The sequence below is a fragment of the Streptomyces sp. NPDC014006 genome, assembly GCF_043088925.1.
Lineage (GTDB): Bacteria > Actinomycetota > Actinomycetes > Streptomycetales > Streptomycetaceae > Streptomyces.
In genome coordinates, this window is sequence record NZ_JBICAJ010000006.1 from 483149 (window position 1) to 508220 (window position 25072).

General features: G+C 71.7%; 22 protein-coding genes. 10 read left to right on the forward strand and 12 right to left on the reverse strand.

All coding sequences use genetic code 11. From position 1 onward, the window contains the following. Positions 1–121 precede the first annotated feature (121 nt). The 3 genes from ACF1GV_RS23125 to ACF1GV_RS23135 all read left to right on the forward strand — a co-directional run bounded on the left by ACF1GV_RS23125 (position 122) and on the right by ACF1GV_RS23135 (position 2762). Positions 122–841 (forward strand): helix-turn-helix domain-containing protein, encoded by a 720-nt coding sequence (locus ACF1GV_RS23125; RefSeq protein ID WP_391683887.1) that lies wholly within the window; start codon positions 122–124, stop codon positions 839–841. An 88-nt stretch (positions 842–929) separates the two neighbouring features. Further along, the gene (locus tag ACF1GV_RS23130; protein ID WP_391683890.1) at positions 930–1436 is read left to right on the forward strand and encodes a SigE family RNA polymerase sigma factor; all 507 of its coding nucleotides are present in this window, start codon (positions 930–932) and stop codon (positions 1434–1436) included. 54 nt (positions 1437–1490) lie between these two features. Further along, on the forward strand, positions 1491–2762 hold the full coding sequence (locus ACF1GV_RS23135; protein WP_391683893.1) for a hypothetical protein: 1272 nt from the start codon (positions 1491–1493) through the stop codon (positions 2760–2762). 16 nt (positions 2763–2778) lie between these two features. Here ACF1GV_RS23135 and ACF1GV_RS23140 read toward each other — a convergent pair whose 3' ends face one another. From ACF1GV_RS23140 to ACF1GV_RS23165, 6 genes are all read right to left on the reverse strand, one after another. Further along, positions 2779–4131, reverse strand: coding sequence for an Nramp family divalent metal transporter (locus ACF1GV_RS23140; RefSeq protein WP_391683895.1), 1353 nt, complete (start codon positions 4129–4131; stop codon positions 2779–2781). Positions 4132–4335: 204 nt separating this feature from the next. Then, positions 4336–4917: a hypothetical protein gene (locus tag ACF1GV_RS23145; protein ID WP_391683897.1), complete on the reverse strand. Its 582-nt coding sequence runs from the start codon at positions 4915–4917 to the stop codon at positions 4336–4338. Positions 4918–4986: 69 nt separating this feature from the next. Continuing rightward, on the reverse strand, positions 4987–6465 hold the full coding sequence (locus tag ACF1GV_RS23150) for a GntP family permease (protein WP_391683900.1): 1479 nt from the start codon (positions 6463–6465) through the stop codon (positions 4987–4989). A gap of 161 nt (positions 6466–6626) precedes the next feature. Continuing rightward, a complete protein-coding gene (locus tag ACF1GV_RS23155) occupies positions 6627–7037 on the reverse strand; it encodes a RidA family protein (RefSeq protein WP_391683902.1) in 411 nt (136 codons plus the stop codon). Further along, the gene (locus ACF1GV_RS23160) at positions 7034–7795 is read right to left on the reverse strand and encodes an IclR family transcriptional regulator (protein ID WP_391683905.1); all 762 of its coding nucleotides are present in this window, start codon (positions 7793–7795) and stop codon (positions 7034–7036) included. The genes ACF1GV_RS23155 and ACF1GV_RS23160 overlap by 4 nt, the downstream gene beginning before the upstream one ends. Continuing rightward, complete coding sequence (locus ACF1GV_RS23165; protein ID WP_391683907.1) at positions 7792–8844, reverse strand: sugar kinase; 1053 nt, start codon at positions 8842–8844, stop codon at positions 7792–7794. The genes ACF1GV_RS23160 and ACF1GV_RS23165 overlap by 4 nt, the downstream gene beginning before the upstream one ends. A 131-nt stretch (positions 8845–8975) precedes the next feature. On the opposite strand from ACF1GV_RS23165, the gene ACF1GV_RS23170 reads away from it, so the two are divergent. Next, positions 8976–10241 carry an amino acid deaminase gene (locus tag ACF1GV_RS23170; RefSeq protein ID WP_391683909.1) on the forward strand — a complete coding sequence of 422 codons (1266 nt, stop codon included), beginning with the start codon at positions 8976–8978 and terminating at the stop codon, positions 10239–10241. 10 nt (positions 10242–10251) lie between these two features. After that, positions 10252–11862 (forward strand): amidohydrolase family protein, encoded by a 1611-nt coding sequence (locus tag ACF1GV_RS23175; protein WP_391683912.1) that lies wholly within the window; start codon positions 10252–10254, stop codon positions 11860–11862. A 32-nt stretch (positions 11863–11894) separates the two neighbouring features. On the opposite strand, the gene ACF1GV_RS23180 is transcribed toward ACF1GV_RS23175, so the two are convergent. Then, positions 11895–12740: a serine protease gene (locus ACF1GV_RS23180; RefSeq protein ID WP_391683914.1), complete on the reverse strand. Its 846-nt coding sequence runs from the start codon at positions 12738–12740 to the stop codon at positions 11895–11897. Positions 12741–13160: 420 nt separating this feature from the next. After that, complete coding sequence (locus ACF1GV_RS23185) at positions 13161–14057, reverse strand: hypothetical protein (protein WP_391683917.1); 897 nt, start codon at positions 14055–14057, stop codon at positions 13161–13163. A 126-nt stretch (positions 14058–14183) separates the two neighbouring features. Here ACF1GV_RS23185 and ACF1GV_RS23190 point away from each other — a divergent pair, with 126 nt between their 5' ends. Both ACF1GV_RS23190 and ACF1GV_RS23195 read left to right on the forward strand, forming a co-directional pair. Next, a complete protein-coding gene (locus ACF1GV_RS23190) occupies positions 14184–15395 on the forward strand; it encodes a pyridoxal phosphate-dependent aminotransferase (RefSeq protein ID WP_391683919.1) in 1212 nt (403 codons plus the stop codon). Positions 15396–15495: 100 nt separating this feature from the next. Continuing rightward, a complete protein-coding gene (locus ACF1GV_RS23195) occupies positions 15496–15915 on the forward strand; it encodes a hypothetical protein (protein ID WP_391683921.1) in 420 nt (139 codons plus the stop codon). Positions 15916–16430: 515 nt separating this feature from the next. Here the strand turns inward: ACF1GV_RS23195 and ACF1GV_RS23200 are convergent. Continuing rightward, on the reverse strand, positions 16431–18251 hold the full coding sequence (locus ACF1GV_RS23200) for a phosphoenolpyruvate carboxykinase (GTP) (protein WP_391683924.1): 1821 nt from the start codon (positions 18249–18251) through the stop codon (positions 16431–16433). A 290-nt stretch (positions 18252–18541) separates the two neighbouring features. Here ACF1GV_RS23200 and ACF1GV_RS23205 point away from each other — a divergent pair, with 290 nt between their 5' ends. From ACF1GV_RS23205 to ACF1GV_RS23215, 3 genes are all read left to right on the forward strand, one after another. Next, on the forward strand, positions 18542–19291 hold the full coding sequence (locus ACF1GV_RS23205) for a hemolysin III family protein (RefSeq protein ID WP_391683927.1): 750 nt from the start codon (positions 18542–18544) through the stop codon (positions 19289–19291). Between the two features lie 59 nt (positions 19292–19350). Beyond that, positions 19351–19989, forward strand: coding sequence for a TetR/AcrR family transcriptional regulator (locus tag ACF1GV_RS23210; RefSeq protein ID WP_391683929.1), 639 nt, complete (start codon positions 19351–19353; stop codon positions 19987–19989). Positions 19990–20190: 201 nt separating this feature from the next. Then, on the forward strand, positions 20191–20919 hold the full coding sequence (locus tag ACF1GV_RS23215) for a Mut7-C RNAse domain-containing protein (RefSeq protein WP_391683932.1): 729 nt from the start codon (positions 20191–20193) through the stop codon (positions 20917–20919). Here the strand turns inward: ACF1GV_RS23215 and ACF1GV_RS23220 are convergent. From ACF1GV_RS23220 to ACF1GV_RS23230, 3 genes are all read right to left on the reverse strand, one after another. Beyond that, complete coding sequence (locus tag ACF1GV_RS23220; RefSeq protein ID WP_391683934.1) at positions 20906–22081, reverse strand: glycosyltransferase; 1176 nt, start codon at positions 22079–22081, stop codon at positions 20906–20908. The two genes, ACF1GV_RS23215 and ACF1GV_RS23220, sit on opposite strands and share 14 nt — an antisense overlap. 307 nt (positions 22082–22388) lie before the next feature. After that, positions 22389–24419, reverse strand: coding sequence for a thioredoxin domain-containing protein (locus tag ACF1GV_RS23225; RefSeq protein WP_391683937.1), 2031 nt, complete (start codon positions 24417–24419; stop codon positions 22389–22391). Next, on the reverse strand, positions 24400–24990 hold the full coding sequence (locus ACF1GV_RS23230) for an ArsR/SmtB family transcription factor (RefSeq protein WP_391683941.1): 591 nt from the start codon (positions 24988–24990) through the stop codon (positions 24400–24402). The genes ACF1GV_RS23225 and ACF1GV_RS23230 overlap by 20 nt, the downstream gene beginning before the upstream one ends. Positions 24991–25072: the final 82 nt, after the last annotated feature.

The following is a 25072-nucleotide window of genomic DNA, read 5'->3' on the forward strand; positions in this document are numbered from 1 at the left end:
TCAAATAGCCTATTTCGTTGCAACGGTTCTGACGGCAATGCAACGGACTGTCAGATTCCGTTGCAATGAGATGACCGTGAACGCTACGCTGAGCTTCCTACGGAGCACGAAGGAGGCCGTGATGCCGGGAGGCAGACTCACCCAGCAGGAACGTCAGCAGATCGCGCTGGGACTGGCCGACGGGCTCCCTTACGCGGAGATCGCCCGGCGCCTGGACCGCCCGACCTCGACGGTCACGCGCGAGGTGATGCGCAACGGCGGACCCAGCGCCTACCGCGCCGACCTCGCCCACCGTGCCACCGAGCAGCGCGCCCACCGGCGCAGGCAGACCGCGCCCCGCACACCGCGCACGCCTGTGCAGGCCCACGGTCGCGACGCCGACGCCGTGCGCGCGTACGAGGAGATGTTCACGACCCTCCTCATGCACCAGGGCCTGCCCAGGATGATGGCCCGGGTGCTGACCTGCCTCTACACCACCGACGCGGGCAGCCTCACCGCGGCCGAACTCGCCCGGCGCCTCGAGGTCAGTCCGGCGTCCGTGTCGAAGGCGATCGCGTTCCTCGAGAGCCAGGGCCTCGTGCGCCGCGAACGCCAGGAAGGCCGGCGCGAGCGCTACGTCGTCGACGACGACGTCTGGTACCAGTCGATGATGGCCAGCGCCCGCGGCACCGCCCAGCTCGCCGACACCGCGCGCCAGGGCGTCGACGTCCTCGGCCCGGGCACTCCGGCGGCCACCCGTCTGGAGAACATCGCCCGTTTCGTCGACTTCGTCTCCGAGGCCATCGCCCGCGCCGCGGCACAGGCCCGCGAAGTCCTCTACACGAAACCCGGGACGGGGTGAAACATTTCCGCTCCCCACCGCATCGATGAGGTGGAGGCAGCGCACGCACCGGCCTCGCCATGAGTGACGCAACGACCAGGGGGAGCAGATGAGACAGGCCCGCGCTGAGGACTACGCGGAGTTCGCGGCGGTGCGGGCGGGCCATCTGTACCGGTCGGCGTGTCTGTTCACCGCCGGGGACACGCACCTCGCCGAGGACCTCGTCCAGGAGACACTCGGGCGGATCTACGTCCGCTGGGGACGCGTCTGTCGCGCCGACAACCCGGCCGCCTATGCCCAGACCGTGCTCACCCGGACCTTCCTCGCCCACCAACGGCGGCGCAGCAGCGGGGAACGGGTGACCGCCGCGGTGCCGGAGACGCCGTACGCCGCGGGCGACACGCCGTTGCGGCTGACGCTGCTCGACGCGCTCGCACAGCTGCCCGCCAAGGACCGGGCGGTGGTCGTCTTGCGGTACTGGGAGGACCGGTCCGTCCAGGAGACCGCCGTTGTGCTGGGCGCCAGTCCGGCGTCCGTGCGGACCCGGTGTGTGCGGGCGCTGGCGCGGCTGCGGGAGCTGCTGGGCGAGGACATCGGCGCGTACGCCCGGCCCTGAGCCCCCTCCGACTCGACCTTCATCCATCCACCTCGCGGAAACGGTGGTTCTGCCATGCCCCTCGACCAGCACAACGACCCCCACAGCGATCCGCACAACGACCCCTTCGAGGACCGGCTCTCCGCCGTCCTGCACCAGACCGGCGGCTCCTTCGAGACCGACCGGAACGCCCTCGCCGCCGCCGGCGCGCGGCGGGGCCGGCGGCTGCGGCTGCGGCGCCGGGCCGCCGTCCTCGGCGGCGTGGCCGGTGTCGCGCTCGCCGGGGTGGGCGGGGTGCTCCTCGTGCCGTGGGGCCAGGACTCCCCCGCGGCCCCGGAGCTGTCCGCCGCCGCCGGCAAGCCGCAGCCGGCCAAGGGCACGACGGCCACGGGCGTCACCAAACAGCAGATGCTCCAGACCCTCGAACGGCTGCTGCCCCACGGCAAGTTCAGCAAGAAGGGGGGGCGCGGATCCGAGGAGGGGCCAGGGGTGTTCCCCCTCGCCTCCGTCGTCTACGACGACGGCAAGGGGGCCGCCGCCCTGTCCGTCAGCCTCAACAAGGTGGAGCCGGGCGGGCTGGACGCGCGGCAGGCGGTGCAGTGCCCGGACAAGGTCTACATCCCGTACGACTCCTGCGTGACGAACCACCTCGCGGACGGCTCGGTGATCAGGATCCTCCAGGGCTACGAGTATCCCGACCGGCGTGTGGACACCAAGAACTGGACCGCCGACCTGATCACGCCGACCGGTCAGCACGTCGCCGTGATGGAGTGGAACGCGCCCGCCGAGAAGGACGCGGCCGTCAGCCGGGACGAGCCTCCGCTGGACCCGGCCGCGTTGACCCGGCTCGCCTCGGCGAAGGACTGGCGGCCCCTCGTCGACGCCCTCCCGCGCGATCCCCACCGCCCCGCCGCCGACCCCACGGACCCCGGCGCCGAGCTGCACGCCCGCACCAAGCTGCTCTCCCTGCTGCCCAAGAAGTTGAAGGTCGTCGACAAGAGCGGTGAGGACGGCGACTTCGCCTACGCCGTCCTCGACGACGGCAAGGGCAGGAGCCTGGTGCAGGTCAACGTGCAGCCGAACTTCGGCGACGCGCGCGGCGACCTCTTCGGCTCCGGAGACGAGACGCTGCCCGACGGCACGCAGGTCGCCGTGCACCAGGGCCCCGGGGAGAAGGGCGGCGAGGGCGTCGTCATGTGGACCGTCGACACCATGCGCACGGACGGCTTGCGGGTCGTCATCAGCGCCTTCAACTCCGGCTCGCAGCACGACGCGGCCACCCGCGCCACTCCGGCGCTGACCATCCGGCAGCTGAGGGAGATCGCCCTCAGCCCGCGCTGGCGCTGATGACCCGGGACCGGTCCTAGAAGAACTCCGACCACGGCTGGTCCCAGACCTGCTTCACGCACAGGACCAGGAACAACAGCCCCGCCACGGCCAGCATCGCGTTGCTGAGCGGGCCGTTGCGCCAGTGGCGGGGCGTGCGGGCGGAGTTCAGAAGCCAGATCAGGGTCAGCGCCAGGAACGGCATGAACGCCGCGCCCAGCACGCCGTAGAGGATGACCAGGCGGAAGGGCTGGCCCTGGAAGAGCAGGACGATGGGCGGGAAGGTCAGCCACAGGAGGTAGGCGCGGAACGGCCAGGAGCGTTCCCGCGCGCCCGAGGCGACCGCCTCGCCCGTCACGGCCTCCTCCCCCGCCGCGGCCTCCTCGCCCGCCGCCTGTGCCCGGCCGGCCCGCAGCCGGGCCACGAAGTCGGCGAACATCAGGCTGACGCCGTGCCAGACGCCGATGAGGGAGGTGAAGGAGGTGGCGAAGAAGCCGATCAGGAAGAACTTCGCGGTGGCAGGGCCGTACTCCTGCTCCAGGATGTCGCCGAGCTGGATCAGGCCCTTGTCGCCGCTCGCCAGGGCCACGTTCGCCGAGTGCAGCAGCTCCGCGCCGACGAACAGCATCGCCACGACGAAGATGCCGGTGGTGGCGTAGGCGACGCGGTTGTCCAGCCGCATGACCTTCATCCAGCCGGTGTCGGTCCAGCCCTTGGCGTTGACCCAGTAGCCGTACGCGGAGAGGGTGATGGTGCCGCCGACGCCGCCGATCAGGCCGAGGGTGTTGAGGACGGAGTCCTTCTCGTCGGGCAGCACGGGGACGAGTCCGGCCACCGCGTCCCCCAGGTGGGGCGTGACGCGGATCGCCAGGTACACCGTCACCACGAACATGACGCCGACCAGGAGCGTCATGACCTTCTCGAAGACGGCGTACTGGTTGAACCAGACGAAGACGAGACCGACCAGGCCGCAGGCCACGCCCCACCACGTCAGGTCCATCACGTGCGGGAACAGCGCCTGCAGCGGCAGCGCGCTGGACGACATCGCCGCCGCGCCGTAGACGAAGCCCCAGACGACGGCGTAGACGCCGAAGAACCAGCCGGTCCAGCGGCCGAGGCTCGCCCAGCCGTCGAAGAGGGTGCGGCCGGTGGACAGGTGCCAGCGGCCGGCCGCCTCGGCGAGGGAGATCTTCACCAGGCAGCCGACCACGGCCGCCCACAGCAGCGTGTAGCCGAAGTTGCTGCCGGCGATGAGCGTGGCCACCAGGTCACCGGCCCCGACACCGGTGGCGGCGACCACGATGCCGGGGCCGATGTGGCGCCAACTCGCCTTGCGCAGTGGGGGGGCCGGGACCTGAGTGTCTGTGGGGTGTCCAGTGGTGTCCGCCATGAGGGCAAAGAAAGCCCAAAGGCGGCGGGGCGGCAAGAGGGCCTAGGGTCTTTCGTTTGGATCAGGCCGGGTCAGGGAGCGGGGTCTGGTGCCGTGGATCGCAAGGCGGAGGAGGGCGCCATGGCGGAGCCATGGCAACCGACGACAACGCGGCGAGGCGCGGTGCCAGACCCCGCGAGCCCGGCATGATCCAAACGAGAGGCCCTAGTCGTCGCCGTCCGTCGCGGACCCGGTTTCCGCTTCCGCTTCCGTGTCCTCTTCGAAGTACGCGTCGAGGACCGCGTCCAGTTCCGCCTCCCATGTCGCGAAGTCGGCGCGGGACCTGGCCTCGATCTCGATCGGGTACCAGCGGCGCTCGGGCGTGTACACGGTGACCGTGAACCGCTTGCCGAAGCGGGCCGTCTCCGTCTCCACCGCGCCGATCTCGTCCCAACGGAACTCGCACGCCTGGTCGTCGAGGGACAGGCGTACGCCCCGATGGTCGGCGACGATCCGCGCGCGGCGGTCGGCGGCCTCGAAGACGGGGCCGTCGGCGGGCGCGTCGTCCTCACCGGCACCGTCGCCGGACCCGTCCTCGGAAACGTCCTCCACGGGCATCACCTCCTCCGGCTCCGTAGTCTCCTCGGCCGTCTCCGGCTCAGCGTCCTGTGCCTTTTCGGCGTTCTCGGACACCGGCGACGTGAGGCCGGGGACGAACGCCGGGTCGAACCCGGCGCCCGTCACGGGCTCGGCCTTCAGGGCCTCGGCCTTCAGGGGCCGGCTGCTCTCACCTATGCGCTGCTCCACAGCCGAGCAGTATGGTCGACGATCCTGTGTCGCACACAGTCAGCCCCTGCATCGTTATACGAGGCATCGTCATACGAGGAGGCTCACGGCCGCTGCCACCGCGAACCCGGCCAGCGACAGCACCGATTCCAGCACCGTCCAAGACTTCAGCGTGTCCCGCTCGCTGATGCCGAAGTACTTGGCGACCATCCAGAAGCCGCCGTCGTTGACGTGGGAGGCGAAAATGGAGCCCGCGGAGATGGCCATGATGACGAGGGCCGTGAACGCCTGGGAGTGGTGACCCTCCGTCAGCAGCGGTGCGACGATACCCGCCGTCGTCACGATCGCGACGGTCGCCGAGCCCTGGGCGACCCGCAGCACGAGCGAGATCAGGTACGACAGGACGATCACCGGCAGGCCCACGTCGTGGAACGTGTCCGACAGCGCCTGCGCCACCCCGCTCGCCTTCAGCACGGCGCCGAAGACCCCGCCCGCGCCGACGACCAGCAGGATGTTGCCGATCGGCTTCAGCGAGGCTGTCGAGACGGTCTCCAGGGACTTGCGGGACCAGCCGCGGCGGATGCCGAGCAGGTAGTACGCCAGCAGCAGGGCGATGGTGAGGGCGACGAAGGGGTGACCGAAGAACTCGATCACCGAGCGGAGGGTGGAAGGGTCGAGTGCGATCGAGGAGAAGGTGGCGGCGAGGATCAGCACCAGCGGCGTACCGATGATGGCGAGGACCGTGCCGAGCGGCACCGGCTGCTCGCGGGGTTCGACGCCGGAGGCGCGCTGTTCGTCGAGGACGGCGCGCTTGGCGTCCGCCGCCGCCTCGACCATGTCCTGCGGTACGGCGACGAAGATCCGCCTGCCGATCCACGCGGCGTACGCCCACGCGGCGAGGACCGCCGGGATGCCGCAGACGACGCCCATGAGGATGACCCAGCCGAGGTCGACGTGCAGCAGGCCGGCGGCGGCCACCGGGCCGGGGTGCGGCGGCAGGAAGGCGTGCGTCATCGACAGGCCGGCCAGGAGCGGGAGACAGGAGAGGAGGATCGACTTGCCGGACCGTTTGGCGGCGGCGTAGACGATCGGCGCCAGGACGAAGATGCCGACGTCGAAGAAGACCGGGATGCCGAAGATCAGGCCGGTCAGGCCCATGGCGAGCGGGGCGCGGCGTTCGCCGAACAGGCCGAGCAGGCGCGTGGCGAGCACTTCGGCGCCGCCGCTGACCTCCAGGACGGCGCCCAGCATGGTACCCAGCCCGATGATGATCGCGACGTGGCCGAGGATGCCGCCCATGCCGGTCTCGATGGTGGAGACGGCCTCGGAGCGCTGCACCGTGCCGAACAGTTCGGTGACGGACAGGCCGGCCAGCAGGCCGACGGCTATGGAGACGGTCAGGAGGGCGACGAACGGCTGGAGTCTGACTTTGATGATCAGGAAGAGCAGCAGGGCGATGCCCACGGCGGCGACCGTGAGCAGTCCGGGCGTGCCGCCGATCAGCAGGAGGAGGCCGCCGGTGTGGGGTGGCGTCGCGGCGGGGGCGGAGGCGGCGAGGGAGAGGGACATGCGCAGTGGTCCTCTACGGGGACGGGGGCGGGGGTGGTGGACGCGGTAAGTGCATGGTGCTTTCGGGCAGGGGGCATCGCGGCGCGGCGCCCGTGGGGGCGCCGTACCGGGTGCGGACGTGCGGGAGGTGAGGGGGCGTCAGCGCCCCTGCGGACGGCGGCTCAGCCGAGGACGGCGAGCGCGTCGATCTCGATGAGGAGCCCGGCGGGCAGGCCGACGTACACCGTGGTGCGCGCGGCGGGCGGCTGGGTGAGGCCCTGCTCCTCGAAGTAGGCGTTGTAGATGTCGTTCATCTCGGCGAAGTGGTCCACGTCGGTGAGGTAGACGCGGATCATCATCACGTCGTCCCAGCTCGCGCCGCCCTCTTCGAGGATCGCCTTGACGTTGGCGAGGGTCTGCAGGGTCTGCTCGCGCAGGGTGGGGCCGGCCGGCGTCGGGGCCTTGCCCTCCTCGGCGGGGAGGAAGCCGACCTGCCCGGCGACCTGGAGGATGTTGCCCTTCTTCACCCCGTGCGAGAACTTCGCGGGCGGGGTGGTGTGGGTCTTCGGCGTCAGCGCGATCTTGTCCGTCATTCGGGGTCCTTTACGGGCGTTCTTCCGGAGTACTCGCCGCTGACGGCGTCCGCGGTACGGCGCACCAGCGGGAGCAGGGTGAGGAGTTCGTCGGCGGTGACGACGACGTTCGGCGCGGACACCGACATCGCGGCGACCACCCGGCCGTCGGCGCCGCGGATGGGTGCGGCGACGCAGTTGATGGACTCCTCGTGGCCACCGAGGTCGGTGGCCCAGCCCTGTTCGCGCACCTTGGCCAGCTCCTTGAGGAAGGCGTCGGCGTTCGGTGTCGAACGGGCCGTGTACAAGGGGTAGTCGAGCTTCTCCGCGACGGCGCGGCGCTCGTGCTCGGGCAGGTCGGCGAGGAGCAGTTTCGCGACGGCGGCGACCGTGATGGCGACGGGCTTGCCGATCCGCGAGTACATGCGCACCGGGTAGCGGCTGTCCACCTTGTCGATGTAGAGGACCTCGTTCTCCTCGTAGACGGCGAGGTGGACGGTGTGGCCGCAGTTCTCGTTGAGGCGCGCGAGGTGGGGGTGGGCGATCTCGCGGATGTCGAGGTTCTCCATCGCCTCCTGGGCGAGGGCGAAGAGGCGGGCGCCGAGCCGGTAGCGCTGGTCGGACTGGCGGTAGACCAGGCCGTGCTCGTGCAGGGTGCGCAGCAGGCGCAGGGCGGTCGACTTGTGGACGCCGAGGCGGTCGGCGACCTGTCCGAGGTCGGCGGGGCCCTCGGCGAGCAGCGGCAGGATGCTCAGGGCGCGGTCGACGGTCTGGCTCATGGGGCGGGTACCTCCTCTTCGGCCTGCTCGGCTTGCGTCCAGCCGGGGCCGAGTCGAAGTGTCCCCCATGTCCCGTCGTCGACGGCGGCGAGCCGGTCGGCGTGTGCGGGGGCGGGGGGCGTGGTGAGGTCGCCGGGGGTGGTGAGGGCGGCGGCGGCCCAGAGGTGGGCGTGGCGGAGACGGGCCTTCGTCGGGAGGTCCCGGAGGGTGGCGTGCAGGAATCCGGCGGCGAAGGCGTCACCGGCGCCGGTGGTCGCCACGACGTCCACGTGGAGGGCCGGGACGAAGGCGGGCGATGCCGGGGCCGAGAGGGCCGTGGCGCCCCGCTCGCCCTGCTTCACCACCAGCGTCCCCGGTTCCGGCAGCAGCGCGCGGATCGCCTGCGGACCGCCCGTGACACCCCAGGCGGCCTCCGCCTCGTCCTCCCCCACGAACACCACGTCCGCCCTGCGGGCCAGCTCCAGCAGCACGCCGGGGCCGTCTGAGGAACGCCACAGCCCCGGCCGGTGGTTGACGTCGAACGACACCAGGGGCCGGTCGGCGGCGGGAGCCGTCAGCTCTCGCATCAGCTCCCGGCAGCCGTCCGACAGCGCCGCCGTGATCCCCGACAGGTGCAGGACCCGGCACGAGCGGGCCGCTTGGAGGCCGACCGTGGACACGGACATCGCGGACGCCGCGGAGCCCGCCCGGTAGTACGCCACCTCGTGCGCGTCCGTGCCGCGCTCCCCGGCGGTGCGGAAGTACACGCCCGTGGGGCGTGCCGGGTCCCGGTGGACGGACGTGACGTCGACGCCGTACGCGCCGACGGCCTCGACCAGGTGGTCGCCGAAGCCGTCGGCGCCGACCCGGCTGACCCACCGCACGCGGTGGCCGGCGGCGGCCAGCATGCAGGCGACGTTGGACTCCGCGCCTCCGATCGCCCGGTCGAAGGACGAGACGTCGGCGAGGCGGCCTGGCCGGGTGGGCAGGAACGTGACCATGGACTCGCCGACCGCGACGACATCGACGGCGTCGACGTCGGGGGCATGGCGGGGTGCTGTCCTGGTCACGATGGTCGTAGCTCCTCGGTGAGGGGGCCGGCTTTCGTTGACCCCGCGTTGGCCGAGATGTTAGACAGCGGTAAGCGACATACGCAATGAGCGTTGCAGTAAATGCAACGCACCTGATCACGGAGGCTCTCATGAGCAGCGACGCTCTCGCCCGCCTGGCCGACGAACGGGTCGACCACCGCTTCAAGGGCCTCCCGCCGGACGCGGACGGCCTGAGGGTCGGCGAGCTGGCCGCCCAGCGCCGCAACCTGTTCACCGACGGCTTCGCCACGCCCGTGCTGGCGCTGTCAGCCGAGCGCCTGGAGCACAACCTGAGGCTGATGGAGACCTACGCGGCCCGGCACGGGCTCGCCTTCGCGCCACACGGCAAGACCTCCATGGCCCCGCAGCTGTTCCAGCGGCAGATCGAGCACGGCGCGTGGGGCATCACGCTCGCCGTGCCCCACCAGGTGCGCGTGGCGCGGGCCTACGGGATCCAGCGGGTGTTCCTCGCCAACGAGCTGGTCGACCCGGCCGCCCTGCGCTGGATCGCGGACCGGCAGGACGCCGACACGGACTTCCGGCTGATCTGTTACGTCGACTCCGTGCGCGGGGTCGAGCTGATGGACGCGGCGCTCGCGGGCGCCACCCGCCCGCTGGACGTCGTCGTGGAGCTGGCCGCCGGGGACGAGGCGCGCACCGGCGTGCGCACGGACGCCGAGTGCGCGGCGGTCGCGGACGCGGTGGCGGCCGTACGCACGCTGCGGCTCGTCGGGCTCGCCGGGTACGAGGGCGAGGTGCCGCAGGCGACGCACGAGCGGGTGACGGCGTGGCTGCGGCGGCTGGTGGCGCTCACCGCCGAGTTCGACAAGGCGGGGCGGTTCGCGGACCTGGACGAGATCGTGGTCAGCGCGGGCGGCAGCGCCTGGTTCGACGCGGTCGCCGAGGTGTTCGCCGAGATCCCCGGCCTGTCGGCGCCGGTGCTGAAGCTCCTGCGCTCCGGGGCGTATGTCTCGCACGACGACGGCCACTACCGCCGCCTCACACCGTTCAACCGGGTCCCCGACGAGGGCGCACTGGAGCCTGCCTTCCGGCTGTGGGCGCAGGTCGTCTCCCGCCCCACGCCCGAGCAGGCGTTCCTGAACGCGGGCAAGCGGGACGCGGCGTACGACCTGGACCTGCCGGTGGCCCAGGTGGTACGCCGGGACGGTGAGGAGCGCCCGGCGGCCGGGATCGAGGTGACCGGCCTGTCCGACCAGCACGCCTGGCTGCGTACCGGCCCCGAGGCGGCGCTGGAGGTCGGGGACTGGGTGGGCCTGGGGCTCTCGCACCCGTGCACGTCGTTCGACAAGTGGCCGCTGATCCCGGTGGCCGAGGCGGACGGCACGGTCGTCGACTACATCCGTACGTTCTTCTAGGGAGGCCGGAGTGGAAGACCTCGTCATCCGGGACGCGGACGTCGTCGACGGCTCCGGCGCCGACTCCTACCGCGCGGACGTCGTGATCGACGACGGCCGGATCGTGTCCATCGTCAAGGAGGCGGCCGCCGCCGGCTGCCAGCGCCCGCGGGCCATGCGCGAGCTGGACGCCGAGGGGCTGGTCCTGTCCCCCGGCTTCATCGACATGCACGCCCACAGCGACCTGGCGCTGCTGCGCGACCCCGACCACAGCGCGAAGGCGGCGCAGGGCGTGACGCTGGAGGTCCTGGGACAGGACGGCCTGTCGTACGCGCCGGTCGACGACCGCACCCTGGGCGAGGTCCGCCGGGCCATCGCCGGCTGGAACGGCTACGGCGACGACATCGACTTCGACTGGCGCACGGTCGGCGAGTACCTGGACCGGCTGGACCGCGGGATCGCCGTCAACGCGGCCTATCTGATCCCGCAGGGGACCGTGCGGGCGCTGGTCCTCGGCTGGGAGGACCGGGAGGCGACGCCGCGGGAGCTGGACCGGATGCGGCAGCTGGTCGCCGAGGGGCTGGAGCAGGGCGCGGTCGGGCTGTCGTCGGGCCTGACGTACACGCCGGGCATGTACGCGAAGGATGCCGAACTGACCGAGCTGTGCCGGGTGGTGGCCCATTACGACGGCTACTACTGCCCGCACCACCGCTCCTACGGCGCGGGCGCGCTCGAGGCGTACGCGGAGATGGTGGAGCTGACGCGGGAGGCGGGCTGCGCGCTGCATCTCGCGCACGCCACCATGAACTTCGGCGTGAACGAGGGGCGCGCGCCCGAGCTGCTGGCGCTGCTGGACGACGCGCTGGCCGCGGGCGCCGACATCACACTGGACACCTACCCCTACACCCCGGGCTGCACGACCCTCGTCGCCCTGCTGCCGGGCTGGGCGAGCGAGGGCGGCCCGGAGGCGATCCTCGAGCGGCTCGCGGACGACGACACGGCCGAGTGGATCCGCCGCCATCTGGAGGTGGAGGGCTCGGACGGCTGCCACGGGGTGCCGGTGGAGTGGGAGACCGTCGAGATCTCCGGGGTGGGCGACCCCTCGCTCGCCTCCTACGTCGGCCACACGGTCCGCGACGCGGCCGCCCGGCGCGGCGAGGAGCCGTGGACGGTGGCCCGCCGGCTGCTGAGGGCCGACCGGCTCGGCACGACGATCCTGCAGCACGTCGGCCACGAGGAGAACGTGCGGGTGATCATGCGGCACCGCGTCCACACCGGCGGCTCGGACGGCATCCTGCAGGGCACCAAGCCGCACCCCCGGGCCTACGGCACCTTCCCGCACTATCTCGGCCACTACGTACGGGAGTTGGGCGTGCTGTCGCTGGAGGAGTGCGTCGCGCACCTCACCGGCCGGCCGGCGGCCCGGCTGCGCCTGCCGGACCGGGGTCTGGTCCGCGAGGGCCACCGGGCCGACCTGGTCCTGTTCGACCCGGCGACGGTGGCGGCGGGTTCGACGTACGACGACCCGCGCAGGCTGCCGACGGGCATCCCGTACGTGCTGGTCGACGGCCGGTTCGTGATCGAGGACGGGCGCCGCACTGATGTGCTGGCGGGACGGGCGGTGCGCAGGACCGCTATCTGAGCGCGCACCGGCCCGCCCCGTGCGGAGCGGATTTACGGCTTGGGCAGGACGCAGCCGCTGCGGCTGAGGTCGAGCTTGTTGCCGATGCCGAAGCAGGCGGGGATCTGGTAGGTCTCCTCGGCGTAGTTGATGCCCTGGCGGACGGTGACGTTGCCGTTCTCGTCGACCTCGCACGGGTTGTTCTCCGTGCAGCGCTGGCCGTCCTCGTTGCCGGTGTTGTTGACGGCGACGACCTTGCCGGTGGCGGTGTCGATCACGGGCGAGCCGGAGGTGCCGCCGATGGTGTTGCAGGTGGAGGTGTAACGGACCGAGTCCTTCCAGGTCCAGTCGCCCTCCTTCAGCCGGTACACGAACCCGTCGATGTTGCAGGAGTACGTCCGCTTCCAGTAGCCGGAGACGACCTTGATGGCGGTGCCGGCGACCGGGTGGGTGTCCTGGACGGTGAGCGCGTTGATGCCGTACGTGCTCTTGATCTGCGCGTAGGTGCGGGTGAGCTGATAGATCGTCACGTCCGTGTCGGTCATCGTGGAGTACGCGACCTTGCTCGCGCGCAGCGTGCCGACGCCCCGGCCGGAGGAGTTCAGCAGGGTGAAGGAGCGCGACGAGGGCTGGTCGACGATGACCTCGCCGGGCGCCGGGAAGCCGGTCTCCAGGCAGTGGCCGTTGCTCAGCACGAGCGCCGGGTCGTTGTCCTGGGAGGCCGGGAAGCGGATGACGGAGCCGGAGCAGTTGCTGAGCGCGACGGTACCGGCGAAGTCGACGGCCTTGAGCGTGGGTGTGGGTGCGGGGGCGCTCCGCTCGGGAGCCGCGACCGCGGGTGCCGCGCCCGCCCCGGTGACGGCCAGGGCGAACAGCGCGGCGACGAGAGGCTTTCTCATGTGGGGGTCCCCTCTTACGACGGGGGCGACCGGAGTTCTTCCGGTCGCCCACTCGATTGTCATGCGCATTGTGATCGTTGAGGGGTGGGGGGACAAGGGGCGGGTTTGAGTCGTAGGGGTTTCCCTGCGTGGCCCTGCGGGGCTTTGACGGGGGGCTACCGGGGGGGGTGGCTTCGGTCAAGTGCCGGGTGCGGGTTGTGGCGGGGCTGGTCGCGCAGTTCCCCGCGCCCCTGGGTGGGTTGGGGTCACAGTCGGCTGGGGCTGCGCCGTTCGCTGCGCTGCTGGGTGGGTCGGGGTGGCCGCCCTCCCGGGCTGCGCAGTTCGCCGCACAGCTGCGTGGGTTGGGGTGGCCGCCCGGCCGGGCTGCGCCGTTCGCCGCGCTGCCGGGTGGGTCGGGGTGGCGTCGGGCCAGGGGCTCGGCTATCTGGGGCGCTTGGGGCCGCCCGGGCCGTGGCCGGGCTTGCCTGTGGGAGTGGTGGACAGTGAGGCCGTGGGGGTCGGGGGTGCGGAGGTGGGGGTGGGTGGGGGCGTCGTGGTCGTCGGAGACTGCGCCGGGGGCGTCGTGCCGCCCTTGCTCGGTGTGGCCTCGGGCGTGTCCGACGCGGTCGGCGGGGTGCTCGTGGTGGCCGGCGCCGGGGCCTGGGGGTTCGTGTCCGTCGGCTCGGCTGTCGCGGACGGGTTGGTCTCGCCCGTGCCGCCCGGGGAGCCGTCGGGCGCGGTGGGGGCGGGCTCCTGGCGGCTCTCGGTGCCGTCGGAGGGCGAGCCCGAGAAGGAGAACGCGGCGAGGAGCGCCGCGGCGGACACGGCGGTGACCGCGCCTACGGCGATCACCGCCCGGCGACGGCCGCCCCTCTTGCGCTCCGCTCGCCGGGCGGCGGCACGGGCGCCTGCGCGTGTACCCGCCGGACCGGAGCGCGGGTCGGTGTCCGGCACGCCGGCGGCGGGAGCCGCCCAGCCTGCGTCCTGCTCCTGGGCGCCGGGACCCGTCCAGCCGGGGTCGTGCTCCTGGGCGCCGGGACCCGTCCAGCCGGGGTCGTGCTCCTCGGCGCCGGGACCCGTCCACACGGCCGCCGGAGCGGTACCGGTCGCGTCCTGCCACTCCGTAACGCCGCCGTGGCCGTGGTCCGCGCCGGGGTAGCCCCCCGGCACCTGCGGCAGCGGCGCCGTCTCGTCGTAGGCGGGCTGCCAGCCGTGGGCGTAGGCCGGGTCCGCGTACTGGTCGTACGCGGGGGCGGGGGCGGCGTTCGGGTGATACACGTTCGGCGGTCCCTGCGGCGCGTCGTGCGCCCCGCTTCCGTACTGACCCTGGCTGGACATGGGCGCGAATTGTAGGGACGCAAGAGGCCTCTGGGACAGTCGACGGCGATATCAGGTCAAATCACCGCGTCTCACGTGGCGGAAAACACGACCCATGGCGCGTTATGCGGCCGTAAGCTCCTTGACATGCAGGTGATCCAGTCGACCAAGCTCGCCAACGTCTGTTACGAGATCCGGGGTCCGGTGCTCGAGGAGGCGATGCGGCTCGAGGCGGCCGGACACCGCATCCTCAAGCTGAACACCGGCAACCCGGCGGCGTTCGGCTTCGAGTGCCCGCCCGAGATCCTGGAGGACATCCTCCGCAACGTCTCCACCGCCCACGGGTACGGGGACGCCAAGGGCCTGCTGGCCGCCCGCCGCGCCGTCGTCATGCACAACCAGACCCTCGGCATCGAGACCGACGTCGAGCACGTCTTCATCGGCAACGGCGTCTCCGAGCTGATCGTCATGGCGATGCAGGGGCTGCTCGACGACGGTGACGAGGTGCTCGTCCCGGCGCCGGACTACCCGCTGTGGACCGCCGCCGTGTCCCTGTCCGGCGGCACCGCCGTGCACTACCGCTGCGACGAGCAGTCCGACTGGATGCCGGACCTCGCCGACATCGAGCGCAAGGTCACCGACCGCACCAAGGCGATCGTCATCATCAACCCCAACAACCCCACGGGTGCCGTTTACGACGAGGCCGTGATCAAGGGGCTCACCGACATCGCCCGCCGGCACAACCTGCTGGTCTGCTCCGACGAGATCTACGACAAGATCCTCTACGACGGCGCCACGCACACCCCGACCGCCGCCGTCGCCCCCGACCTGCTGACCCTCACCTTCAACGGCATGTCGAAGGCGTACCGGGTGGCCGGCTACCGGGTCGGCTGGATGTCGATCTCCGGGCCGCGCGCCCACGCCGACTCCTACATCGAGGGCCTGACGATCCTGGCGAACATGCGGCTGTGCGCCAACATGCCAGGTCAGCACGGCGTGGTCGCGGCCCTCAGCGGACGGCAGACGATCAACGACCTGGTACTGCCGGGCGGGCGGCTGAAGGAGCAGGTCGACACCGCCTACGAGCTGCTGACGCAGATCCCGGGCGTGACGTGCGTACGGCCGAAGGGCGCGCTGTATCTCTTCCCGCGGCTCGACCCCAAGGTCTTCAAGATCAAGGACGACCGGCGGATGGTCCTGGACCTGCTGCGCCGCGAAAAGATCATGGTGGTGCAGGGCACCGGTTTCAACTGGCCCGAGCCGGACCACTTCCGCGTGGTGACCCTGCCGTCGGTGACCGACCTGCGGGACGCCGTGGGGCGTATCGGGCGCTTCCTGGACGGGTACGGCCAGCACTGACGCTCACCCTGAGTGTGCACGGCGTCCGCTTTTGTGAACGACTCAACTTTAGACAGAATCCAAGCTAGGATGGTTTCCCGAAGCACTCGGGAGGCCATCCATGTACGAACCGATCCGCACCAAGTCGGTCCACAGCTCGATGGCCGGCACACCCTCGGACTTCCCCCACCGCTCCCGCGAGGAGGAGCTGGAGTTCCAGCTCGCGGGGCATCTCGCGGCCCTGCTCGCCGTCACGGACGAGCTGCGGGCGCTGACGCCCTCGACCGAGCTGGACGCCGCCGGCGAGCGGCTCGCCGCGCAGGTGGCCCGGCTGCGGGGAAGCGGTGCGCCGGTGCGCGCCGTGCCCGCGGGTGCGGGCGCCGACGACGCCCGGGCCCTGCACGAGCGGGCGCACACCCTTGCCGGACGCGCGCTGGTCGTCGCCGCGTCGCGGGCCGACACGGCCGCGGCGATCCTGGCCGCCCAGCAGATGGACTTCCACGCCGCGGCACTGGAGCCGCGCGAGCTGGCGTCCCGCTGAGCCCCCTCGGGGCCCCCTGATCGGCCCCGGTCCGCGTGCACCCGCAGCGACGCGCGGACCGGGAGCCACAGCACTGCGTTCGCTCTCGCCGGATCGCCCGATCGCCGCGGGGGCCCGTTCCGTCTGGCGTGTGCGGGTCCGTCGTGGCCGGTCGTGCCGTTCCCCGCGCCCCTCACCCGGCGCTGCTGCCGACGACGTCGGCCGGGCGCCGGAAGTTCAGGTCCGGCACCTCGCCGTACGCGCCGGTGCCGTCTCGCGGCTGCGGGTCCGTCGTGGCCGGTCGCGCCGTTCCCCGCGCCCCTTCGGCGGCGTTTCCCTGACCGGCGTCGATCTGTCACCGATACAGCGAGGGCCTGCCGTCAGCGCCGTCGTCGGGGCGGACGGGGCGGTGACGGCAGGCCCGGGGCCGCGCACGCCGTTGTGCGCCGCCTCGCCGGTCTGCTCCGCGGCCGGCCGTGACGATGAGCTGGTCAGGGCGCAGTCGGTTCAACCGGCCGCGGGGTCTTCACAGGGGCTCAGCCCAGGCGCTCGACCAGAGCGCGGTACTGGTCCCACAGCTCCTTCGGGGTGTGGTCGCCGAAGGTGTTCAGGTGATCGGGGACCAGGGCGGCCTCCTCGCGCCAGACCTCCTTGTCCACGGTGAGCAGGAACTCCAGGTCCTTCTCGGCCAGTTCCAGACCGTCCGTGTCGAGGGCGTCCTTCGTAGGCAGGATGCCGATCGGCGTCTCGACGCCCTCGGCCTTGCCCTCCAGGCGCTCCACGATCCACTTCAGGACGCGGGAGTTCTCACCGAAGCCGGGCCAGACGAACTTGCCCTCGTCGTTCTTGCGGAACCAGTTGACGTAGTAGATCTTCGGCAGCTTGGCCTCGTCCTTGCCCTTGGCGACGTCGACCCAGTGGCCCATGTAGTCGCCCATGTTGTAGCCGCAGAACGGCAGCATGGCGAACGGGTCCCGGCGCAGCTCGCCGACCTTGCCCTCGGCGGCGGCGGTCTTCTCGGAGGCCACGTTGGCGCCGAGGAAGACGCCGTGGTTCCAGTCGAAGGACTCCGTCACCAGCGGTACGGCGGAGGCGCGGCGGCCGCCGAAGAGGATCGCGGAGATCGGCACGCCCTTGGGGTCCTCCCACTCGGGCGCGATGATCGGGCACTGCGAGGCCGGCACGGTGAAGCGGGCGTTGGGGTGGGCGGCGGGCTCGGCGGACTCGGGGGTCCAGTCGCGGCCCTTCCAGTCGGTGAGGTGGGCCGGGGCCTCCTCCGTCATGCCCTCCCACCACACGTCGCCGTCGTCGGTGAGCGCCACGTTGGTGAAGACGGCGTTGCCCCACAGGGTCTTCATCGCGTTGGCGTTGGTGTGCTCACCGGTGCCGGGCGCGACGCCGAAGAAGCCGGCCTCGGGGTTGATCGCGTACAGGCGGCCGTCCTCGCCGAAGCGCATCCAGGCGATGTCGTCGCCGATGGTCTCCACGGTCCAGCCGGAGACCGTGGGCTCCAGCATGGCGAGGTTGGTCTTGCCGCAGGCGCTCGGGAAGGCGGCGGCGACGTACTTCGACTCACCCTGCGGCGGGGTGAGCTTGAGGATCAGCATGTGCTCGGCGAGCCAGCCCTCGTCGCGGGCCATGACGGAGGCGATGCGCAGGGCGTAGCACTTCTTGCCGAGCAGGGCGTTGCCGCCGTAGCCGGAGCCGTAGGACCAGATCTCGCGGGACTCGGGGAAGTGCGAGATGTACTTGGTGGAGTTGCAGGGCCACGGAACGTCCTCCTGGCCCTCCTCCAGCGGGGCGCCGAGGGTGTGCACGGCCTTGACGAAGAAGCCCTCGGAGCCCAGCTCGTCCAGGACCGGCTGCCCCATGCGCGTCATCGTGCGCATGGAGACGGCGACGTAGGCGGAGTCGGTGATCTCGACGCCGATCGCGGACAGCGGGGAGCCGAGCGGGCCCATGCAGAAGGGGACGACGTACATCGTGCGGCCGCGCATGGAGCCGCGGAACAGGCCCTTCTCACCGCTGAAGATCTCCCGCATCTCGGCGGGGGCCTTCCAGTGGTTGGTGGGGCCGGCGTCCTCCTCCTTCTCCGAGCAGATGAAGGTGCGGTCCTCGACGCGCGCGACGTCGGTCGGGTCGGAGGCCGCGTAGTAGGAGTTCGGGCGCTTGATCGGGTCGAGTTTCTTGAAGGTGCCCTTCGCGACCAGTTCCTCGCAGAGCCGGTCGTACTCGGCCTCGGATCCGTCACACCAGACCACGTTGTCCGGCTGCGTCAGTTCGGCGATCTCGTTCACCCACGAGATCAGTTCCTGATGGTTGGTGGGAACGCTGGAAGCCGAGTTGTCGCGCGCCACGGTTGCTCCTAAGTGAGGGATTTTGTCCTTGTGGCCCCGTGGGGGCTGCGACCCGGACGCTTGTGTGCTGCTCATCCGGTGCCGACCGCACTCATTTGATCGTATCCGACACGAGTGCCCATATGTCCAGGGGGCCTCACAGGTGAGCGACGTGAGGAATGCCACGGTTATCCGGCGGCTTTACGTTCCCTTTGTGTGTGTCTTGGCTTAACCTGAAGGACTTTTTGCACGCCGCGACCCAGGACCCGCGCTGACGCCTGACTTACGGTCGGCTGGGTACCATGCGGGCCATGACTCCGTCCGCCTCCGACGCGCCCACGGACGCGCAGGCCGCCGGCCGCGGTCCCGCCCCGGACTCCTCCGTGCCCTCGATGGCACACCAGCTCGCGCACTCGCTCGCCCAGCCGATCAAGCCCAAGCTGCGCGGCTGGCTGCACCTCGGCATGTTCCCGGCCGCCCTGGTCTCCGGCCTGGTGCTCACCGCCCTGGCCCACTCCACCCGCGGCCGCATCGCCTGCGGGATCTACGCCCTGACGGCGTGCCTGCTGTTCGGCGTCAGCGCGCTCTACCACCGGGGCAACTGGAGCCCGCGCATGGACGGCGTCCTGCGCCGGCTGGACCACGCCAACATCTTCCTGATCATCGCGGGCACCTACACCCCGCTCACCATGCTTCTGCTGCCCGGCGCCAAGGGCCGGTGGCTGCTGTGGGGCATCTGGGCCGCGGCCGCCGCCGGCATAATCTTCCGCGTCTTCTGGGTCGGCGCGCCGCGCTGGCTCTACACCCCCTGCTACATCGCGATGGGCTGGGCCGCCGTCTTCTTCCTGCCCGACTTCATGCGCGCGGGCGGCGTCGCGGTGCTGGTCCTGGTCGTCGTCGGCGGCCTGCTCTACAGCGCCGGCGGCGTCATCTACGGCATCAAGCGGCCCAACCCCTCACCGCGCTGGTTCGGCTTCCACGAGGTGTTCCACTCCTTCACCCTGGCCGCGTTCATCACCCACTACGTGGGGATCTCGCTGGTGGCCTACCAGCACGTGTGACGTGCGGACGACGGCCCGCGGCGCGAGCATCGCTGCCGCCCGGCGGGCCGTGTCCGACAATGACGACCATGACGGCCGCACGCACTCCCACCCCCGCCGATCGCCCGCGACCGGGCCTGCGTGAGCGAAAGAAGACCAAGACCCGCCGCGCGATCCGCACCGCCGCCTACGGACTGATCCGCGAACAGGGCTACGAGGCCACGACGGTCGAGCAGATCGCCGAACGCGCCGAGGTCTCCCCGTCGACCGTCTCCCGCTACTTCCCGGCCAAGGAGGACATCGTCCTCACCGACGAGTACGACGCGATCCTGCTTCAGGAGTTGCGGGCCCGGCCGCTCGACGAGCCGCCGATGGAGTCCCTGCGGTCCGTGATCCACACGGCCGTCGGCGTGGGGCTGCGCGAGGAACCCGAGGTCACCCGGTTGCGGACGGCGCTGATGGCCGAGGTGCCGGCGGTGCGCGCGCGGATGATGGAGAACGCCTCCGCCACCGGCCGGCTGCTGTGCCGGGCCCTCGCCGAGCGCACCGGCCTCGCCCCGGACGCGCTGGAGGTGCGGGTCTTCGCGACGTCCCTGATGGGCGGCCTCATGGAGGCGTCCCTGCACTGGGCCGAGAACGGCTTCCGCACCGACCTCTCGGATCTCGTCGACCGCGCGTTCGATGTCCTGGAACACGGGCTGCCGGCCCGCCCGGCGTGACCTGCGGGGCCCGCGGCCCTAGGGCCTCTCGTTTGGATCATGCCGGGCTCGCGGGGTCTGGCCTGATCCAAACGAAAGACCCTAGCCGGCCGGACCGCGGAAGCTCGTCGCCCGCCCGGCCGGAACCGACCCGCCGAACCCATGGGCCCGCCCCCGCAAATCCGCGGGAGCCGCCCGGCCCCTCCGTGCCATCCTGACCTGGTGAACACAGCCGAGATCCACGTCGAGTTCGCCCCCGAGCTGCATCTGTTCGTCCCGCAGGTAAGGCGCCGGGGAGCCGCGGCGGCCCGCGTCGACGGCGTCTCGTCGCTCGGCCATGTGGTGGAATCCCTCGGCGTGCCGCTCACCGAGGTCGGCACGCTGGCCGTGGACGGCCGCGAGGTGCCGGTGTCGTACGTCCCCGCGCCCGGCGACCGGGTGACGGTCCGCGCCGTCGAGCGTCCCCAACAGGTCCCCGGTGCCCCGCTGCGTTTCCTGCTCGACGTGCACCTCGGCACCCTCGCCCGCCGGCTGCGCCTGCTCGGCGTGGACACGGCGTACGAGTCCACCGACATCGGCGACCCGGCGCTCTCCGCGCGCTCCGCCGCCGAGCAGCGGGTGATGCTCAGCCGCGACCGGGGGCTGCTGCGCCGTCGCGAGCTGTGGATGGGCGCGTTCGTCTACAGCACCCGGCCCGAGGACCAGCTCCGCGACGTACTCGACCGCTTCCGCCCCGAACTCAAGCCCTGGACCCGGTGCACGGCCTGCAACGGCCTGCTGCGCCGGGCGACCAAGGAGGAGGTCGCCGACCAGCTGGAGCAGGGCACCCATCGCACCTACGACGTGTTCGCGCAGTGCCGTCAGTGCCGGCGCGCCTACTGGAAGGGCGCACACCACGAGCAGCTGGAGGCCATCGTGGAGCGCGCCCTGGAAGAGTTCAGCCGCGGCTGAGGTCCGCCGCGCGGGAGCGGCGCCGGGGCAGGTACACCAGCGTCTCGGTGCCCACGAACCGCAGGACGAACGTCGTGACCAGCGCGAGCGCGGTCGCGGTCAGCGGGCCCATGCCGAGGTGCCGCACGAACAGCGCGATGAGCGGGATGCGCAGCACCAGGTCGGCGTTGGCGAGCAGCGCGAACCGGCCGAGCCGGTCCCACCAGCGGCGGTGGGCGCGCCGCTCACGGAACAGCAGGTGCTCGATGAGCAGGAAGTTCCAGGCCACGCCGAACTGGTTGGCGATGATCTCCGCAGGGACGTAGTGCACACCGAGCGCGGTGAGCGCCCACAGCCCGGCCAGGTTGGGCACGAAGCCGCTCGCCCCGATCAGCCCGAAGCCGATCATGCGGGCCAGCGGCGCGTCGGTGCGCAGTCCGGCGAGGTGGCGCAGGAAGCGCAGGCCCTCGCGGGCCGTCGACTTGGACTCCCCCGCGAAGCGCTCCTCGAAGACGAACGGCACCTCGGCGACCCGCGCGGGGCGGCTGCGCACGGCGAGTTCGAGGAGGATCTTGTAGCCGAGCGGCTTGAGGACGTCCGCGGTGACGGCGCTGCGGCGGATGGCGAAGAAGCCGCTCATGGGGTCGCTGATGCCGCGCAGCCGCCGCGGGAAGAGGCCCTTCGCGAGCCAGGTCGCGCCGCGCGAGACAGCCACCCGGTATCCGCCGGCGAGCCCGGCACGGCTGCCGCCGGCGGTGTAGCGGGAGGCGACGACGAGATCGGCGCCGGTGCGCTCGCCGGTGGCGACCAGCTCGGGCACCAGGTGCGGCGGGTGCTGGCAGTCGCCGTCCATGACGACGATCCAGTCCGCGCCGGCCGCCTTGATCCCCTCCACGACCGCGCCGCCGAGCCCGCCGACCGCCTCGTCGCGGTGCAGCACGGTCACCGGGAAGGGGCAGTCGCGGGCCGCGTCGGCGATCACCTGCGGGGTGTCGTCGGTGGAGTCGTCCACGAAGACGACCTCACAGGGCAGCCGCGCGGGCACGGACTCGGCGACGCGGTGCAGCAACTGCCGGATGTTCGCCGACTCGTTGAAGGTCGGTACGACGATGGTGACCGCGCCGGGCTCGGGCAGCTCGGCCGTGTCCACATCAGGGGCGGGCACGGTGTACTCGTGGGTCATCGGACGCCTCCCGGTCGTCGTGAGGAGGAGCGAGCCGTGGCCGCGCGTACGGCAGCTCGCCCTTGGGCAGGGCGATCTCCCGAGTCCCTGAACCCCCGGTACGCGACGGTGGTCACTTCCGTCGCGCACAGCCGCCGAGGCTAACGGCGGACCCTGACGTACGAGGGCCCCTCCGGTGCGTCACAGGTGAACGTGCGCCGACGACCCGGCGACGTACCCGCAGGCGCGTGCGTCGCCGGGCGCCGTGATGCAGATCCCGGGCGCGTGAGGGGATCCGGCGCCGTGACCGGGTTCCGGCCGTCGCTGCTCAGCCGTGCAGCGCCGCGCGCAGCCGGTCCGGGTCGGTGGTCGGGGCGTCGCAGGTGAAGTTGCGACAGACGTAAGCCGTCGGGGTGCCGTCCCTGAGCGGGCGGTCGGCCAGGAGCGGGAACTCGTCGCTGTCCGGGGTGCCGTAGGCGACGACGGCGCCGGGTGCCGTGCCGAGCAGGGCCGTGCGGTGCAGGGTGCGGGCGGCCGCGTCGTCGGCCGAGGCGCCGACCACCGCCACCTCGCGGGGGCCGTCGAGGCGGGCCTCGGCGACGGCGAGACCCCAGCCGATGAAGCGGGGCACGCGCGGGCCGAGCGCCTTCACCACGCCGAGGGCCTTCTCGGCGGCGGCGCGGTGCGCCTCGGAGCCGGTGTGGGCGGCGTAGCTCAGCAGGGCGCCGGTGGAGGCGGTCCAGCCGGAGGGCGTCGCGTTGTCCGTCGGGTCCTGCGGCCGGCGGATCAGCTGCTCGGCGTCGTCCGCGGTGTCGTACAGGGAGCCGGTTTCCGGGTCGACGAAGCGGGCCAGCACATGGTCGAGGAGGATGCCGGCGAAGTCGAGCCAGACACCCTCCCCGGTGACGGACGCGAGCGCGAGGAAGCCCTCGGCGACGTCGGCGTAGTCCTCCAGTACGCCGGTGTGGGCGCCGGCGCGTCCGTCCTTGCTGGTGCGGGCGAGCCGGGCGTGGTCGTCCAGGTGCAGCCGGACCAGGAGGTCGGCGGCGCCGAGCGCGGCGTCGACGAGGTCGGGGCGGTCGAAGTAGGCGCCGGTCTCGGCGAGCGCGGCGATCGCGAGGCCGTTCCAGGCGGCGACGATTTTGTCGTCCCGGCCGGGGGCGGGCCGCCGGGCGCGGGCGTCGAACAGCCGCTGCCTGATGCCGTCGATCCGCCCGGCGTCGAACACACCCTCGCTCTGCGGAAGCTGGAGGACCGAGGAGCCTTCCTCGAAGGTGCCCTCCTCTGTGACGCCGAAGTACTGGGCGGCGAGTTCGGCGTCGTCCTCGCCGAGCACCTCGCGCAACTGCTGCGGCGTCCATACGTAGTACGCGCCCTCGACGTGCCTGCCGGCCCCGTCGTCGCTGTCGGCGTCGAGCGCGGAGGCGAACCCGCCCTCGGCGGTGCGCAGTTCGCGGACCATGAAGTCGGCGGTCTCCAGGGCGACCCGGCGCGCGAGTTCGGACCCCGTGGCGCGCCACAGATGCGCGTACACCCGGCACAGCAGGGCGTTGTCGTAGAGCATCTTCTCGAAGTGGGGCACCGTCCAGTCCCGGTCGACGGAGTACCGCGCGAAGCCGCCGCCGAGCTGGTCGTAGATCCCGCCGCGGCCCATCCGCTCGCAGGTGTCCTGCGCCATCTGCAGGGCGCCCTCGGAGCCGGTACGCGCGTGGTGGCGCAGCAGGAACTCGATCACCATGGACGGCGGGAACTTCGGCGCCCCGCCGAACCCGCCGCGCTGCGGGTCGTACTCCCGGGTGAGCCCGAGCAGCGCCTGCGCCAGCTCCTGCTCGCCGGGCGCGTCGACGGCGTCGTAGGAGATCTCCCTCGCGGACAGATCCCGCACGATCTTCCCGGCGACCTCGGCGACCTCGTCGTGCCGTTCGGTCCAGGCCTGGTGCACGCCCTCCAGCACCTGCCGGAAGGACGGCATGCCGTGCCGGGGCGCGGGCGGGAAGTAGGTGCCGAAGTAGAACGGCTCGGCGTCGGGGGTGAGGAACACGGTCATCGGCCAGCCGCCCTGCCCGGTGGCCGCCTGCACGGCCTCCATGTAGACGGCGTCCACGTCGGGGCGTTCCTCGCGGTCGACCTTGACGTTGACGAAGTGGGCGTTCAGGTAGTCGGCGGTCGCCTTGTCCTCGAACGACTCGTGCGCCATGACGTGACACCAGTGGCAGCTGCTGTACCCGACGCTCAACAGCACCGGGACGCCCCGTTTGCGCGCCTCGTCGAAGGCCTCGGTGGACCAGGGCCACCAATCGACCGGGTTGTCGGCGTGCTGGAGGAGATACGGGGAGGTCTCATGCGCCAGTCGGTTCACCCCTCCACTCTCCCACGGGGTCCGCCACGGCGTAGAAACGCAAGGCCACCGGGCGGGCCCCGCCCGGGGCCTCGTCGCGCTCATGGCCGTACCGCTCCAGGAGGGCGTGGTACTCCCGCATGAAGGCGAGCAGTTCGTCCCTGGTCATCCAGGTGCCGTGGCGCTGCACCTGGGCCCAGCCCTCGGGGCCGCGGTACTCCTGGTGGGCCCGGCGGTACAGCCGGGTGTCCACGTCGATCTTGAGCTCGGCCAGGTGCACGGCGGCCGCGTACTCCTCGGGGGGCATGGCGGCCGGGTCGGGGGTGGTGTGGCTGAAGGGCAGGGCGCGCCACCAGCGCTCCCGGCCGCCGGACTTCTCCGGGATCTCCTCGATGAGCCGCTGCTCGGCGAGTTTGCGCAGGTGGTAGCTGGTGGTGCCGGAGCTCTCCCCCAGCTCCCGGGCCAGGACGGTGGAGTTCGCCTCGCCGTGCCTCCCGAGGTAGTCGAGGATCCGGCGGCGCAGCGGGTTGCCGAGGGACTTGTACAGGGCGGTGCGTTCGGCGCTGGTCAGCTGGGGCGTGCCGTCGGTCATGCCGTCACGGTAACCCTGACGCACCCTGATAGATCCCTGACATCTGCCGAATTTTCTTTGCAGAATTTTCTCTGCGGTCTAG